The organism is Silvibacterium sp. (genome assembly GCF_047605705.1).
Classification (GTDB): Bacteria; Acidobacteriota; Terriglobia; order Terriglobales; family Acidobacteriaceae; genus Silvibacterium.
The window spans coordinates 1-15,766 of the sequence record NZ_JASGFD010000015.1; the positions used below are offsets into that span (position 1 = coordinate 1).

The 15,766-nt window shown below is 63.8% G+C and carries 12 protein-coding genes and 2 riboswitches; of the genes, 3 read left to right on the plus strand and 9 right to left on the minus strand.

The features are described from left to right. The 4 genes from QM649_RS07420 to QM649_RS07435 all read right to left on the minus strand — a co-directional run. Window positions 1–255 (minus strand): hypothetical protein (locus tag QM649_RS07420; protein WP_415198389.1); only part of this gene is annotated, 255 nt, incomplete at its 3' end. Beyond that, window positions 252–1,232, minus strand: a complete 981-nt coding sequence (locus tag QM649_RS07425; protein WP_415198390.1) for a GNAT family N-acetyltransferase — start codon at window positions 1,230–1,232, stop codon at window positions 252–254. The genes QM649_RS07425 and QM649_RS07420, both read right to left, overlap by 4 nt. Before the next feature lie 65 nt (window positions 1,233–1,297). Then, a complete protein-coding gene (locus QM649_RS07430) occupies window positions 1,298–1,885 on the minus strand; it encodes a phage tail protein (protein WP_415198391.1) in 588 nt (195 codons plus the stop codon). A 115-nt stretch (window positions 1,886–2,000) separates the two neighbouring features. Further along, window positions 2,001–3,851 (minus strand): DNRLRE domain-containing protein, encoded by a 1,851-nt coding sequence (locus tag QM649_RS07435; protein ID WP_415198392.1) that lies wholly within the window; start codon window positions 3,849–3,851, stop codon window positions 2,001–2,003. 289 nt (window positions 3,852–4,140) lie between these two features. Between QM649_RS07435 and QM649_RS07440 the strand changes: the two genes are divergently transcribed. Both QM649_RS07440 and QM649_RS07445 read left to right on the plus strand, forming a co-directional pair. Then, entirely contained in the window at window positions 4,141–6,372 is a 2,232-nt protein-coding gene (locus QM649_RS07440) for a tetratricopeptide repeat protein (protein ID WP_415198393.1), read from the plus strand. A gap of 14 nt (window positions 6,373–6,386) precedes the next feature. Then, window positions 6,387–7,151 (plus strand): tetratricopeptide repeat protein, encoded by a 765-nt coding sequence (locus QM649_RS07445; protein ID WP_415198394.1) that lies wholly within the window; start codon window positions 6,387–6,389, stop codon window positions 7,149–7,151. On the opposite strand, the gene QM649_RS07450 is transcribed toward QM649_RS07445, so the two are convergent. From QM649_RS07450 to QM649_RS07470, 5 genes are all read right to left on the minus strand, one after another. Further along, the gene (locus QM649_RS07450; RefSeq protein WP_415198395.1) at window positions 7,078–8,523 is read right to left on the minus strand and encodes a hypothetical protein; all 1,446 of its coding nucleotides are present in this window, start codon (window positions 8,521–8,523) and stop codon (window positions 7,078–7,080) included. The two genes, QM649_RS07445 and QM649_RS07450, sit on opposite strands and share 74 nt — an antisense overlap. 1 nt (window position 8,524) lies before the next feature. Beyond that, window positions 8,525–9,616, minus strand: a complete 1,092-nt coding sequence (locus QM649_RS07455) for a glycosyltransferase (protein ID WP_415198396.1) — start codon at window positions 9,614–9,616, stop codon at window positions 8,525–8,527. Between the two features lie 311 nt (window positions 9,617–9,927). Next, window positions 9,928–10,500 carry a cytochrome b gene (locus QM649_RS07460; RefSeq protein WP_415198397.1) on the minus strand — a complete coding sequence of 191 codons (573 nt, stop codon included), beginning with the start codon at window positions 10,498–10,500 and terminating at the stop codon, window positions 9,928–9,930. Next, window positions 10,497–11,567, minus strand: coding sequence for a catalase family peroxidase (locus QM649_RS07465; protein ID WP_415198398.1), 1,071 nt, complete (start codon window positions 11,565–11,567; stop codon window positions 10,497–10,499). Before QM649_RS07465 ends, QM649_RS07460 begins: the two co-directional genes overlap by 4 nt. Window positions 11,568–12,064: 497 nt before the next feature. Continuing rightward, on the minus strand, window positions 12,065–14,572 hold the full coding sequence (locus tag QM649_RS07470; protein ID WP_415198399.1) for a phosphocholine-specific phospholipase C: 2,508 nt from the start codon (window positions 14,570–14,572) through the stop codon (window positions 12,065–12,067). A gap of 110 nt (window positions 14,573–14,682) precedes the next feature. Beyond that, a riboswitch (cobalamin riboswitch) is annotated at window positions 14,683–14,852 on the plus strand. A gap of 130 nt (window positions 14,853–14,982) precedes the next feature. Here QM649_RS07470 and cobU point away from each other — a divergent pair. Beyond that, complete coding sequence (gene cobU, locus QM649_RS07475) at window positions 14,983–15,528, plus strand: bifunctional adenosylcobinamide kinase/adenosylcobinamide-phosphate guanylyltransferase (protein ID WP_415198400.1); 546 nt, start codon at window positions 14,983–14,985, stop codon at window positions 15,526–15,528. Between the two features lie 59 nt (window positions 15,529–15,587). Next, window positions 15,588–15,764: riboswitch (cobalamin riboswitch) on the plus strand. Window positions 15,765–15,766 lie beyond the last annotated feature (2 nt).

Sequence of the window (15,766 nt, forward strand, 5' to 3'; positions counted from 1 at the left end):
GACACCAACAACCACGTCGTCCGCGAGATCGCGAAGTCCACCGGCGTCATAGGCGACAGCGCCGGGATGGGCGAGGGTCGCGTCGGTGGCAGCGCCGCTGTCGCCGGAGTAGCCGAGGGTCGCCGTCTGCCCGGCGACGGTGCCGGTGACGCGACCCGGCGTGACCTGCAGGATGCCCTGCGCATGCAGCGTCAGTGCGCCTGCAAAGCATGCCGCGAAGGTCGCGGTGCGAATAGCGGCAGGGGTACGCTTCATGCCATGGCCTCGGAGGTGCGAAGCCAACCCAGCATCTGCGGGTAGATGGTCTTCGTGGTGGGAGTCGTCAGCGTGGTGAGCCCGAGCCAGCCGAGATAGGGCACTCCGGCGATGCGGCCGGTTGCGACGTCAGCGCGCAGCTGCGGGGCCATGCCCTTGTAGCCCTGGTCGTGGAGGACGACTTCGAGCGGAATGCCGAGATGCAGGGCCGCGGCCGCGCTCCAAGCGATGGCGCCCATCTCGGACGCGGGATCGGTGGGGTTGCTGTCCGGGTCCGAGCGCTCTTCGGGCGTCATCACGGCAAGGTGGCCGGCTTCATGAAGCAGGTCGCCGGGATAGAGCAGCGTCTCGCGGTCCACGCGGATGCCGTTAGCGACGATGGCAATGCCCGGCAGCGTGCTGCGCGCGGAGACGGGAGCAAACTCGACGGTCAATCCCAGGTCCTCGAGAAACATGGCGATGGAGATGATCACGCCGTCGCGGTCGAAGGCGCCGTGTGTCATACCGAAGATGTCGTGCGGCGCGGCTGCGGGCTGCGCGGGCTGGAGGGACTCCGGCTCCCAGCGCATCTCCCAGAAGACTTCATTCGACGGCTGCTTCTGGAAGCCCAGCCGTTGATAGAGCCGCGCGGCGCGATTCTGCTTCGAGACGCTGAGCTCGATCGGCAGCCGTTCGACCTTCGCGAGCTGCTGCAGGCTGCGCAGCGCCCAGCTTCCAATGCCGCTGTTGCGATGCTCCGCGAGCACGGCGAGGTCGACGGAGCGATAGCCGTCCGCGCCGCGGTGTACCAGATGGCGTCCGACGACGGTGCCGTCAGAGCGTGTCAGGATCATGTTCAGCGAGCCTGGAAACTGACTGGCGTAGGCTCTCTCCCTGGCCTCGAACTGCATGCGGATGAGGGCGCCGGACTGCTCCTCGGAGAGCGCGAGGGGAGCGAGTTCCAGCCGCTTTTCGGCAGCGAACAGGGCGTACAGCATCTCCTCGTCAGAGTGGGATGCGGTACGCCATGTGAGCATGTCAGGGGAGGGCGTCATCGTGTCCGTTAACCGCGAGTGGGGAAGATGCCTTGCAGGGCGATGATGTAGTTCAGCGCGAGGTAAGGCTGGATATTGCTGTGCGGAAGGCTTCCGCCGGTGGAGGAGAGCTGGACCCCGGATAGATTCACTTGGCCGGTGGCAAGGGCAGCGAGGGTTCCGGCGCTGGCGGCCGGGGCGTAGTTCAGGTAATCCGTGCCCGCGCCGTCGCTGGCGTTCACGATGTAGTTGTTCGTCGGATCGTTCGTCGATCCGGTGCCGTTTCCGGCCTGGAGTGTGACCGCGCCCTGGCCCGCCGTCAGCGTGTGGGTGTGAGCGGGAAGCGTCGTGACATTCAAGGTGATGCTTTCGTCGCCGTCCTGCTGGCCGATCACGTAGTTGCTGAGGCCGATGCCCTGTCCGACTCCGACGGGAACGCGGCTCTGGAGATTGGGCAGCTGGAAGTTGGAGACGCCGTCTCCGCCATACGTGGTTCCGAGCAGAGAGAACAGTGCTGCGTTCTGGGCGATGCTGAGGGTCTGTCCCTGGCAGAAAGCCCATCCATACGGAGCGAAGTTCATCGGCCAAAGCAGGATCAAACCTAGATACGTTTCCATGACTCCTACCCTTTCTCGTATTCGGTTCGGAAGAGCGGTTGTGTCTACCGTCGTAGAGCCGGCCGGCGGCTCAGAGCGCGCCGGCCGGGCTCCGCAGCGGACCTATGGGCATTGACTACTGACACTGGAACGACCAGCCCAGGGTCTGGGCGGAAGTGGCGTCCTTGGCCATCTCGACGGTGATGAACTGGTTGGCGCTCACAGCAGCCGAGGCGGAGCAGCTGCCATCGCTGAATGTCGTACACGCCGCGAGCTCTGTTCCGAGCGAGCCGGTGGTGCCTGAGAAGGAAGCGGTATAGAGGTAGATCGGTGTTGCATTCAGGTCGCCGGTGACCGTCATCGTGGCCGTGCAGGCCGTAGGCACCCACACTGCTCCCAACGGCAGAGGCGTGGCCGAGAGTCCGTAGTAAGAGGAGTTGGGGGCCATGAAGGACGTGTTGGCCGTGCTCGTGACGCGGGAGCCATAGTAGAGCGGGATTCCGGAAGCGAAGGCGGAGCCAGTCGCGCCCGTCGCGCCGGTGGCACCCGCTGCGCCGGCCGCGCCCTGCAGACCCTGGGATCCTTGCGGGCCGGTGGCGCCGATGCCGCCGGCAGAAGCGATCTCCTGCCAGTAGGTGGTGTTGCTCGGATCGTTGCCGGAAGTGGGTGTGGCGTTGATGTAGATGTAGCTCGAGCCCTGGTCGCTGGTCTCGCAGAATCCGGATGACGGGCAGTAAACCACCGAACCGTAGGAGTAGACCGTCGAGCTCTGGTAGTTCGTCACTGCGCCGATGGTTCCGGTTGCGCCAGTTGCTCCGTTTGCTCCGGCCGCGCCGGTGGCGCCCGTGGAGCCGGTAGCTCCCGTAGCGCCTGCCGTGCCTGCGGTCCCCGTGGCGCCGGTGCTTCCCTGTGCGCCCTGAATACCTTGCGCGCCCACGGCCCCGGTTGCGCCCGTGGCGCCCGTCGCGCCGGTGGCTCCGGCGGTGCCGCTGCTCTGTACCCAGTAGGCGGAGTTGCTGCCGGGGACGACCGTGGTCGTGCTGGGACCATTGTTTGTGATCGCCAGGTACGTGGAGTTGTTGTATTCGACGACGGAGCCGGGTACGTAATCGATGGCCGTGTTATAGATACCGCCTGCCGCTGCGCCGGTCGAGCCGGTAGCACCCGTCGCACCTGCAGCACCGGTCGCTCCGGTGACACCTGTAAGGCCTGTGGCTCCCGTAGCGCCCGCTGCTCCGGTGGCGCCGGTTACACCCACAGCACCGGTCGCTCCGGTCGCGCCCTGAATGCCCGCGGGTCCTGTCGGCCCTACCGCGCCCTGAATCCCCTGGATCCCTTGTAGCCCTTGTATCCCTTGAATGCCCTGCGGACCAATCGCACCGGTTGCCCCGGTCGCGCCGGTTGCGCCCATCGAGGTGATGGTGACGTCGAGATCGGCGGCGTGGCCGGTCTGGTCATTTTCCTTCGAGTCGAGAACGATGCTCGCTCCCGAGGAGCTGAGCGCGATGCCGTAGTTGCTCGCGGGGGTGGTGATCCACGACTGCACCAGCGAGGTGAGGTCGACCGTGATGTAAGTGCCGGCGGTGGTCGTGGTGAAGCTGTTCACCGGCGTCGAAGCGATGGCGGGCAGGTTGCTGTAGGTGAGGCCCGACTCCGTCCAAGTTCCGGAGACGGCGGCGACATTCACCGTGCCCGCGGTGAAGACGCGGTTCACAAAGAAGGTGACCTTGGCCGCGGAGACCTGCGAGGCGGTGATGCCGGAGGGAAGATTCGAGAGGTCGAAGCGGATCAGCGTCGTGTAGCCGTTGCCGACGTAGAGGTTCGACAGATAGCCATAATTCGTCGATGCGCGGGATGCGCTTACGTGGGCATCGGCTGCGACGGGCAGGTCCGAGGCATGCGCTGCAAGAGACGCAAACCCAATCAGCCCGGATACGATTAACGCGCGCAGAGAGATAAGTCGGGCGACAGCCGATCCAACGTTCACGGGGACTCCAAGGCAATCTACAGGATCACGGCAAACACGCCGAGCGGGGTAAGAGAACAGAAAAAGCGCAGCACGCTATGTCATGGAAGAGAGTTGTTTTACTCTCCATGTCTTAGCTAGTATGGCAATGCATTACTCATGCTTCCGTAAGTGCAGACACAGTCTAACCTTATATGTCGATGTCGTGCTCTGGAAAAGTTACCTTTGGAGATGCATTTTTCTTGCGCAGCACGATTGTGATATCACTCGTGATTTCACCGCGGCAGAATTCGCCTAGGGAGCATGGCCGATGAAGGCGAGACTCTGGTTATGGCGCGGCGCCGCGCTGCTTGCGCTGCTGCTGGCCTACGCCAATGCATGGCAGAACGGCTTCCACTTCGATGATTTCCACACGGTGGTAGATAATCCGTCGATTCGCAGCCTGCACAATATCCCGCAATTCTTTCGCGACGCGTCGACGTTCAGCGTGCTTCCCGCGAATCGGACCTATCGCCCGATCGTATCTGCGTCGCTATCTCTCGACTATGCACTGGGTCATGGTTACCGGCCCGTGTGGTTCCACCTGTCTACTCTGGTTACCTATCTTGTCCTTATCTGGTTGTTATGCGTTGTCTATCGAAGGGCAATGATTGCCGCCGACATAGATAAGGATGCGTCCTTATCTGTGTCGACGGAGTTGCTGGCGCTCGGCGCGGCGATGTGGTTCGGGCTGCATCCCGCCATGGCCGAGACGGTCAACTATGTCATCCAGCGCGGAGACCTCTATGTCACGACGGGGTGCGTCGCGGCCCTGGCGGTGTGGATCGCATGGCCGAAGGGCCGCTGGACCGGCGTATACCTGCTGCCGCTGGTGCTGGCCCTGTTCTCGAAGCCGCCCGCGGCCGTGTTTCCCCTGCTGCTGATGCTGTGGATCTACTTCTTCGAGTCGGAAGGCAGTGCGTCGCGCCGGTGGCTGCGCAGCCTGCGGCAATCGCTCCCGGCGCTGGCGGTTACAGCCGGGCTCATGATGCTGCAGTCCCGCATGACGCCGAAGTCGTTTGTCGGCTCGGTCGATTCGGCCTATGCCTACCGCATCACGCAGCCGTATGTATGGCTGCGCTACTGCACCACGCTCTTCTTTCCTTTCCACCTGAATGTCGATACGGATTTGCGAGCCTACGATCACCTGGCTGCTCCGGTGCTGCTGGGCTTTCTCTTCCTCGCGCTGCTGATTGCCGTGATTGCCGCCTGCTGCCGCCATCGCCGCCTCTATCCCATTGCATACGGCCTGCTGTGGTTTCTCATCACGCAGCTGCCGACGTCGCTCTATCCGCTGTCGGAGGTGGAGAACGATCACCGCATATTCTTCTCCTTTGTGGGGCTGATCCTTGCGGTGGTGTGGGCTCTCAGGCTTGGGTATGGCTGGCTGCGGGAGCGGGCTCTATCGCCCTCGCTGCTGCGCGTGCCGGTCGTTGCGTCGGTGCTGCTGCTGGCCTGTTATGCCTGGGGCACGCACACGCGCAACGCCGTGTGGAAGAGCGAGGAGTCGCTCTGGCTGGACGATGTGCAGAAGTGCCCGCACAACGGACGCGGACATATGAACTACGGGCTGGCGCTGATGGCGCGCGGAGATGCCCAGGGAGCCGACCGCGAGTTCACCGAAGCGCTCCAGTACACGCCCAACTATCCGTCGCTGTTTATCAACCTCGGCGTGGTGAACGGGCTGCTGGGCAGGCAGGCCGTGGCGGAGCAGGCATTCCAGCACGCGCTCACGCTGGCTCCGGCCGATGACTCCACGCATGCCTTCTATGGCCGATGGCTCATCGAGCAGGGGCGCTTCGAGGAGGCGGCCGCGCAGGAAAGGCAGGCCATCGCGCTGAACCCCGCGCGCACCTTTCAGAGAGATCTGCTCGCGCAGGCGCTGGGGCCGCACGCCGCGCCGCAGAATGCGAACCTGCCGCAGGACGCCGGTTTCTGGATGAACGCTTCGCTGAACCTTTATCGCGCGGGCAGGTACGTGGAGTCGGAGGCGGCAGCGCGCAGGGCGCTCGTGCTTCGCCCCGGGCTTGCCAGCGCGCACAACAACATCGGTGCGGCCGAGGCGTCGCTGGGGCACTGGGATGCGGCGGTTGCCGAAGAGCAGCAGGCGCTTCGGCTCGATCCGAAGCTGCAGATTGCGGCCAACAACCTGCAGGCGTACCGGAACCACTCGCTCACGCTGGGGACGCAGCCCACGGCAGGCCAGCCGGCGAGTGTGGATGCGTGGATCAACCGCTCGCTCCAGCTGAACCGCGAGGGGCGCTTCGAGGAGAGCATCGCCGCGGCGCGCGCCGCGCTTCGCATGAATCCTTCGTCGGCGGAGGCATGGAACAACATCGCCGCCGGGGATGAGGCGCTGCATCGCTGGGACGATGCGATCGATGCTTCGCGCAGGGCGCTCGCGATCAAGCCGGATCTGCAGATCGCGAAGAATAACCTGGCATGGTCTCTGCAGCAGAAGCAGGAAGCCGCCGCCGGACGCGGCGATACGACGCCGCGCTGAGCAGGCCATCCGCCATGGAGATATCTTCACGTCAAGATACCGGCTTCCGGCCTCGCACGGCGGTTCTCGTCACGGCGGTGTGCCTCCTGCTGGCAGTGCCCATCGTGTTCCTGGTGGGGAGTCATGCGCGGAGCGAGCGCATCGCCGAGGCTCCTGCATCGCCTGCGGTAGTGAGCGCGCCCGGGGATGCAGTCCGGCAGTATGAAGATGCGGCGCGGCGTGACCCGTCACCGGAGAATCGCCTGAATCTTTCGATGGCCTATCTGCAGGCGCATGCGCCGGGCCGCGCGTTGGCGATCCTCGAGGCGCTGGTGCGGGAAGAGCCCGGGAATGCGCCGGTGTGGAACAATCTGTGCGTGGCGCATGTAGAGGTGCGCGACCTGGGAAACGCGATCCTGGAGTGCCGGCGTGCGATCGCGCTCTCGCCCGGCTTCCAGCGTGCGCGGAACAACCTCGCGTGGGCGATGCAGGAGTCTGCTGCCGAGCAGGCGTCCCTCGTCGCCCTGGAGCGCACGCCGCAGGCCGCGCGCGATGGACAATTCTTCATTCAGAAGAGCGCGTATCTCATCCACCTTGGGCGCTATGACGATGCGATCGTCGCGTTGCACGGAGCCTTCGCCATCGATCCGAAAGATCCGGACGCCGCGATCAACATGGGAACGGCGCTGATGCTGAAGCATTCTCCCGAGGAAGCGGTCTCGTGGTTCAGGAAGGCAGTGGCGTGGAGCCCGGATTCGCAGCTGGCGAAGAATGATCTTGCCTGGGCTGAGGGCCGGTAAGCTCTACGCGACGCTTGCCCTCGCGCAGCTTCCTCGCAAAGAGAACGATCATGAGCGCGAAGAGAAGCAATGCGGGGATCACGCGGTCTGCGCGGATCCACTCCATCTGCGCAGGCGTGATGGCGGCGTTGCGGGGCAGGAAGACGAAAAAGCTCGGCAGCCAGAAGCAGGCGGAGAGGCCGAGCGCGAGCTTCTTCATCCACAGTGCGGGATAGAAGCTTCGCGGCAGCAGGCACAGCGCGGCGGCCACGGGATACGTCGCGGTGTACTGGTACTCCCAGATAGTGGGGTAACTGAGGAAGTAGGCCGTGGCGCAGGCGCACACGACGAGCAGCGCCAGCTGCATCCGCTCTTCGCGACCCGTACTGCGGCGTGCCGCAAGCACGCTCATGGCGATCACCAGCAGATTCGGCAGCCAGTAAACAAATTCGGGTGTGCTAACTCCGAAGAGCGTGTCGAGAAAGAGCGGCAGCGACAGGACGTCGACATGGTTCAGGCGATAGCTGGACTGCGCCACCAGGTTGAACCAGTGCACGCTATTGTCGAGCATCTCGGGTGTCAGCTGAAATCCATTCGCGTAGATATTCATGTGCGTGCGCACCCATCCGGGATGCACGGCCAGCCACGCCAGCCGCGCGAGCGGCAGCGCCTGCGGATTGAGCGCGGGCAGCAACTCGAACAGCCCGGAGATACCGGCATAGATCGCAGTGGCGATCGCAGCCGCGCGCCGTGTCTCGCGCAACAGCAGAAGAAGCGGAAGCATCAGCAGGACGACAGGCTTCGAGAAGAACGAGAGCAGCAGCCCGATGCCGATCTCCCACGCGCCCTGCCTGCCTCTGGCGATGCGCAGCACACCGCAGACGATCAGCGTGAGAGCGAGGACGAGGAAGGCCTGCGGATTGCCGACATAGAGCATCCAGTACGTGGGAAAGCCGCAGAGGAAGAGCATCCAGAGCGCCCGCCGAAGCAGCGGATCGGTGGATTCCCGTGCGGCAATGAACGCCGCGGCGGCCATCAGCAGGATGGAAAGAAGGACGAACGCACCATAACCGGTCCAGGGCGAGAGCAGGCTCAGAAGGCTGCCGCACCACACGGCCAGCGCGGGATGGCTGAGGTACCAGGTCGCGGCCGGGCCATACGAGGCAAGCGAGAAGGTGTCGTAAGCGCTTCTGCCGCTCTCGAGATTGAGAAAAGCTCGCGGCAGGGAGAAGTAGTCGATGCCCTGCACGTGCGCGTGCGTGCTGTCGTAAAAGAACGCGTCGAGCAGGCCGATGCGCAGGCTAATGAGTTCGAAGAGCAGACACAGGCCTGTGATCGCAGGAAGAAGGACCGTGAGCCACGTGCGTGCTCTGCTCCGAATATGGCGATACACCCTACGCCTCCGAGCCGAAGACGAAGAGGCGCTGCACCGAGAAAGTGGCAAGCGAGAGGCAGGAGTCGACACAGAGCTTCGCCAGCAGAGCGTTCCAGTGGAGCCGGTATACGAGCAGGCTGATTACGCCGTAGCTGAGCAGGATCACGCCCGAGGCCAGCGCGTAGTACCGCCAGAGCGAGGCGCCCAGCGACGCGGGGCGCGAGGCGCGGTTGCGGAAGACGAAGCGGCGGTTGAGCTCGAAGTTCAGCAGCGAGCTGACTCGTCCCAGCAGGATGGAGAGCAGCAGCGAGCCCGTGGCAGTGTACGCGAGATAGAAGAGCAGGAGATCGAGCGCCGATGCAAGCAGCGAGGAAATATAAAACCGCACCAGTACGAAGTAGATACGCATGGAGTCGCGCACAGGGTTGAAGTGCGAGCCGCGGTTCCGGTCGAGATAGACCGTTTCGATGGGTATCTCCTGCGGCGGTTTTCCGCTGCGGCATAAGTGCGCGAGCATGGTCATTTCATATTCGTATCTCTCGCCGGGCAGGGTAAGCAGGGATGGCAGCAGCGCGAGGGGCAGGCCGCGAAGGCCGGTCTGCGTATCGGTGATGCGGACGCCTACGATGAAGGCGAAGACATGGCGGGTGAGAGTGTTGCCGAATCTGCTCCGCAGCGGGACGTTTGCATCGGCATTCGCGTCCACATTCGCATTGAGGCTGCGCACGCCCAGCACGGCGCGCTTTCCATCGTTGGCGGTGGAGGCTTCGAGTGCGCGGGCGACGCGGGCGATATCGTGCGGCGTGTGTTGTCCATCGGCATCGGCTGTGACCACGCCGATGCATCCAGGGAAATCTGTGAGCAGCGTGTTGAAGCCGGTCTTGAGCGCACGGCCCTTGCCGAGGTTGACGGCGTGTCTGCGGACTGCGACGCCGGATGCAGCGAGGCGATCGAAGATGGGCTGATAGGCGCTGCCGCTGCCGTCATCGATCACGAGTATCTGGAACGATCCCTGCTTTCGCAGTTCCTCGACTAATTGCTCCAGCGCCTCGGTCGGTCTCCATGCCGGGATAAGTACGGCAAGAGTGCGGGCAGCAAGGGAGGAATCCATTGCTGCCAATGTAGCAAGAAAGCGAAGTGATGCGTAGAGCCGAGAAATGAAGACTTAGGTCATGTCGACATATTCGATTGGCTGCTTTGTTTCTAAATTCGAAACTGTCATTCCGACCGAAGCGACCACAGGGAGCGCAGTGGAGGAACCCGCAGTGAGGCGGCCGGCTTCAGCACATCTTCGGATAGGCCGGACAAACTGCAGGTTCCTATACTGCGCGAGACAGGAAAACTGTCTCGCTTCGGTCGGAATGACAAGCTTCTTCTAAAAAATCCTGCAAAAGGCAGGCATTCACACTCTGTCGATACAGCTTAGGATTTCTTCGCGTTCAGCTCTTCTATCTGGTGGCTGGTAAGTACGGGAGCCATCGTCTCGAAGACGCCATCCTTCCGGACGAACTTGTGGAAGAGCAGCGCGGACATATGCATGAGGATCACCGCGAAGAAGGCGAAGGCGAGGAAGGTGTGCGCCTGCCGCAGGAATGCATAGAGGTCCGCATTTACGGGCAGGATGGGGAACAGGTGCACGCCGCCGAAGAGGATGACCGGGTGCGACGAGGCCGACAGCATGCCCCAGCCGATCAGCGGCATGCCGAGCATCAGCGCGTAGAGGACATACTGCGAGAGGTCGGCGGCGAGGCGCATCGGTGTGGGCATATCGGCCGGCAGCGCGGGCGAGCCATAGCCGAAGCGCATGGCGAGGCGGATGATCGCGAGCACCAGGATGGCGATGCCGAGCGGCTTGTGGATCTGTACCAGTGTTAAGTATTTCGGCGCGATCGTCGACACCATGCCGACACCGATGAACAGCATGGCGAGGATGCAGATCGCCATGAACCAGTGAAGGAAGCGCTGCGGCGCAGCGAACCGTTTGGGATCACTCATTGCTGGCCTCCTGAAGCGCTGCCGGATGCGGTGTGGGGATACTGCTTCTCTTCGGCCATGCGGCGGTCATAGGAGACGCGATAGGCCGCCGAGCGCGCGGCCGGGAAGCCGTCGTCGGATGTGGTGATGCCTGCGGGCAGAACCGAGGGATCGTAGTTGATGTCGCGGCACGGGCCGTCGGCCTCTTCTTCGATCTGGTTGACGGTCAGGGTGCCGACGTCCACGGTGCGGCGATCCTCAGGCCACGCCTTTGTCGGGTCCGAGGTGGGGTCGCCGGGGTTGGCGAGCTGCACCACCAGCTCCCAGTGCTGCGGGCCGGAGGCGACACGCTGCTTGATGTCGTCCTGCAGGAAATCGGGGCCGCGCTTGGCCAGCTCATCGGCCGAGAGAGCGACGGGCGCAGCCGAGGGGACGAGCGACCAGCGGACGGCATGTTTCGTGCCCGAGGCATCGACAAAGAGGAAGGAATTGAGGCCGTTGAAGCGGGTCTCCGTCCAGCTCTCGGTGCGCGGATGCGTCTTGACCCAGCCAATGAAGTTGAGGATCTCCGGATGTGCGGCGATGTACTGCTTCATCGCGTTCGGGTCCTTGCTCCCGGCGGCGCTGACGAACTGGAAGAAGGCGGTCGGCGTGGGCGCGGCGAAGAAAGGCGCGTCAATCATCGCCGAGCGCCACTCCTGCCCATTTGGCGTGGTGATGCGGATGCCGAGGCCGCGCACCTGCGCCATGGCATCGGGCATGTGCGGATCGCTGCCCGCGAGGTTGAAGCGGCCTACCACCGGGTACTGTCCCGTGGTGAAGACCTGCGCCGTCGAAAGCTCGGAGCCCGCGCCGTTGGCGTTGAAGGTGCCGGTAAAACAGATGCCCTTGGCGTGGTTGCGGCGATGGCCGAGCGCAGGTCCGCCCGGCGGCGCCAGCACGCCCACCAGCTTCTGCGGCGTCAGCCGCGAGGGTGAGAGCCATCCGGCGGTGTACGCAAAGCCCAGCGCAATGACCGCGGCCAGGGCGGCGATGCCGAGCAGGGGAAGGATCGGCAGAGACTTTCGCTCTGCGCCTGGCTGACTCATCGGAGACCTCCAAAAGGGATTCGCATGGCCCACCATAGCGTAGGAAGCGCTGCCGGGCAATTGGAGAATACGTTATGGCCGACTGGGTTTGCTTATGGCCTGCGCGTGCCGGTTGGAATGACAGAAACAGAAGTGAGCGAGAATGCGGGTGGCCACTCAAGCCCGGTGTTGGCTTGAGCGGGGGACAAGCGTACCCGATTCGACACGGAGGGGTTCGTGCCTTCCCACGTCTCAAAGTCGAGACGTGGGGCACCCTGATTTTTTGTGCCTTCCCCCAAGCGGAGCCTGGACGGGGCACCCTGTTTCGTTTCCGCATCAACAAAACTCTGTCCTCCCGACCGAAGCGCAGCGGAGTGGAGGGACCTGCGTTTCTTCCTGCATGAGCGAAGAACTGCAGGTTCCTCCACTCCGCGTCCTGCGGACGCTCCGGTCGGAATGACAGCGATTGCGGGAGGGTGGGAAATGCACCTACCCTCCACCCTCAGTATTGCGACGCCCTAAGCGATGCCGCCCATCGCGGGATCGCTGATGCTCGCCTTGCCTGTCTCCACGCGACCTGCGAAGCGGGCTGCCTCGGTGCCGTTCGCCGTCACGGTAAGGTCGTACCAGCCGTGGCTCTGCTCAAGCGGCAGTACGACGGAGATTTGCTGCGAAGGCGCGACGCTCTTCGTCACGGGCTTCGCCTTATAGGCGTTGTCTGTAACCGTCACGCTTACAGATGCTCCGGAGGGGTTGCGCAGGTGCATGACGGCGTTGCTGGTCGGCCTGCCGTCCTTCTGCTCATAGCCCAGGTGCGCTTCGATCTGCGGCGTCTTTGCCTCTCCGGTGACCGACCGGTAGAAGCCGTTCGGTCCGGAGACCTCGATCGCATAGCGGCCGTCGGCGAAGAGATCGAGCGCGTAGGGCACGGTGAGCGTGTCGCCTGCCTTCACGGCGTAGGTGGCCGCGCGCATGCCGTTCTTCGCCGTGCCTGCGCTCCTGTCGCTCAGGTTGCGCAGATAGATATTGAACGGTGCGCTGGCCTGCTTCGCGCTCAGCGCCACTTCGCAGTGCGTGCCATCGGCGCTCAGGGTGAAGTCCGCATGCAGCTCGTAAGGCAGCGCGCAGGATGGGCGCACGCCCTTCTCCTGCTGCGGCAGCAACGCGGAGTCATGCGGCGCGTGATTGATCTGATCGATCTGCTGCGCGGTGAGCTTCGTGTACCCCGATGGCACTTCGCGATAGCGCGCCTGCGCGATGCTCACCACGAACGTGTCGCGATTGACGAAATCGAGGTGCGCCTCCTTCGGATCGTGCGGGCGGAAGGTCGATGTCAGGTCGCCTGCGATGGCGCGGCGCCAGCTGCTGATGTTCTCCTCGCGCGGTGTCTTGCCGTACTTCTCCTGCACGAAGCGCTCGAGGAACATCAGCGTCGAGGTGTGGTCGAAGAGCTGCGAGTTCACATAGCCGCCGCGGCTCCACGGCGACGCGATGACCATCGGCACGCGGTAACCCATGCCGATGGGGCCGGTGCGCGCATCGTTCGGATCCACGCCCATGCGCAGCTCGTCCTCGCGATAGACATATTCGAGGCTGGTGTCGATGCCCTCCGACGCGCCGCCGGTCTCGGGGCGCTTCGGATCGGCCGCGACATAGGACGGGGCGTGGTCGAAGTAGCCGTCGTTCTCGTCGTAGGTGAGGATGAAGATCGTCTTCTTCCAGACCTCGGGATTTTTGGTGAGGATGTCCATCACCTCGGAGATATACCAGGCGCCGTACCACGGCGAGCTGGGATGGTCGGAGAAGCGCTCGGAGGCAGTGAGCCAGGAGACGGTCGGCAGCTTGCCCTCGTTCACGTCCTTGCGGAACTGGTGGAGGACATCGCCCTTCGGCACCTGGATGTTCTTGTCCTGCCCTTCGAACTTGAAGGGGAGCGTGTCCAGCGTGCGGTAATCGGGATCGCCGGCATTGGTGACGAAGGCCGCATGGAACAGAGCCTTCTGCTCTTCGGTGAGCTGGTTGTATTTGGCTTCGCCGCCGTTCGCAACCGCGGCACTGAGCGCGTCGAGCTGCGCCTGCACCACGGCCAGCTGCTTCTGCATCGCCGCCTTGGCATTGGGATCGCTGGTGGCGGCAATGCCGGCCTTGAGCTTGTCGGCGTAGGGCGTGAACTCCGCGAGCCAGCGCTTGCCCGCGGGAATGAAGCCGGGATACGCATCGACGTTATAGGCGTTGAAGCTTTCGAGAATGTTGTCGCCGAAGTTCGAGAGCCACGACTCTTCTTCGCCGCTCATCGGTGAGCGCGCGAGGTCGTTCTGATAGGACTTCCAGCGGATGCCCGCCTCGCTCAGCCGCTCGGGGAAGGTCTTCCAGGTAAGGCCGCCGTAGTCGAGCTGCTCGTTGCGGATGTGCACGCCCGCGTCGGCGCGTTGCTCGGGGCGAATCGTACCTGTCCAGAAGTAGCTGCGGTTCGGCGAGGTGCTGGTCATCACCGAGCAGTAGTTCTGATCGCAGACGGTAAAGGCATCGGCCAACGCGTAGTAGAAGGGCAGGTCTTCGCGCGTGTAGTGGCCCATGGTCAGCGGCAGGGGCGCGTAGTCTTTCTCGCCGGAGCGCTTGGCATCGAGCCAGCCATCGTGATGGCCCTCGTTCCACGCATCCACCTGGCTCTCGCGCGAGTGCGGCAGCGAGCCCATCCAGGTGACGCGCGTGTCGCGGATATCGAGCCGCCACGGCGCGTAGGAGTCGCCGGTGGCCTCGGTCTGCACAAAGACGGAGTTGCCGTTGGCCAGCCGCAGGGCGCGGGGATCGTTGTAGCCGCGCACGCCGCGCAGGGTGCCGAATGCATGATCGAAGGAGCGGTTCTCCTGCATCAGGATGACGATGTGCTCGGCATCGCGCCAGGTGGAGCCGGGCGCCGGTTCAATCGCGTATGCGCGCTGGATCGACTCCGGCGCAATGCCCGCCACGCCGGCCGCGCCGGTGGCCAGTGCCGCAAACTTCAAAAAGTCCCGTCGAGTATGCATACCTTTATCTATCGCACAGCCATGTTGGCGTTTTATGAAGCAGCCGCGTGAGGTTTCTCACAGGGGCGCGGCTCCATTTTCACAGAACGTTGATTTTCATTCAGCCGGGCGGTATCGTTCAAGCATCTGGTGTTCGGGAAGGCGGTGCGAATCCGCCACTACCCCGTAACTGTGAACGCGGAGAGGTCGGCAATTTGCGCCACTGGGCTTGGTCCTGGGAAGGCCGTTCGATCTTGGTGAGGCGTGAGTCAGGAGACCGGCCAGATGCCAGTCCGGGCTGATTCAACTTCGATGGGAGAGTTGAAGAGCATGAACGCGGGATCGCTTTCCTGGTCGCGTGGCAGCGGATCTATTGTCCATTCCCCCTATGCCTGTGCGCGTTCGCCGTTACGGACGCCGGAGAGCTTTGCATGCCTGCAAGCACACATGCGCGCGTAACCCTCGTTCTGGGCGGGGTGCGCAGCGGCAAGAGCCGCCATGCCCTGGAGATCGCCTTCAGGGCCGACCGCGTGACCTTTCTCGCGACCGCCGAGCGGCGCGAGGACGATGAGATGCGCCGCAAGATCGAGCGCCACCAGGCCGAGCGCCCGGCGCACTGGAAGACCATCGAAGAATCGCTGCATCTGGCTGAGGCGATCGCATCGGTCGAGGACTGCGACCTGCTGGTGGTCGACTGCCTGACCTTATATGCGGGCAAGCTGCTCGACGCCTACAGCGGTGACCCTGCATCGCAGATGCAGGCGGTCGCGGGTCTCTGCGATGCGCTGAAGGCAGCGCCCTGCCCGGTGGTGCTGGTCTCGAACGAGGTAGGCAGCGGCGTGGTTCCGGCCTTCGAGCTGGGGCGGCGCTATCGCGACCTGCTCGGCGAGATCAACCAGCGCGTCGCGGCCATCGCGGACCATGTTGTACTGATGGTCGCGGGGCTGCCGCTGGCGCTGAAGGGCACACTTTCTTAGCGTCCTGCATCGCGCGAGCCGATTGCGGCTCGTCTCGATGCAGGGAGTTCATTCACTCATAACCGAACGATCAGCAGGGTGTCGGGAAGCGCGGTGCAAATCCGCCACTACCCCGTAACTGTGAGCGCAGAGAGTGGTGCAGGCAGGTGGAACGCCACTGGAGCGATGCTCCGGGAAGGCAGCACGCACTTGAAGACGCGCGAGTCAGGAGACCGGCCCGGCTGTTGCACGAACCCGA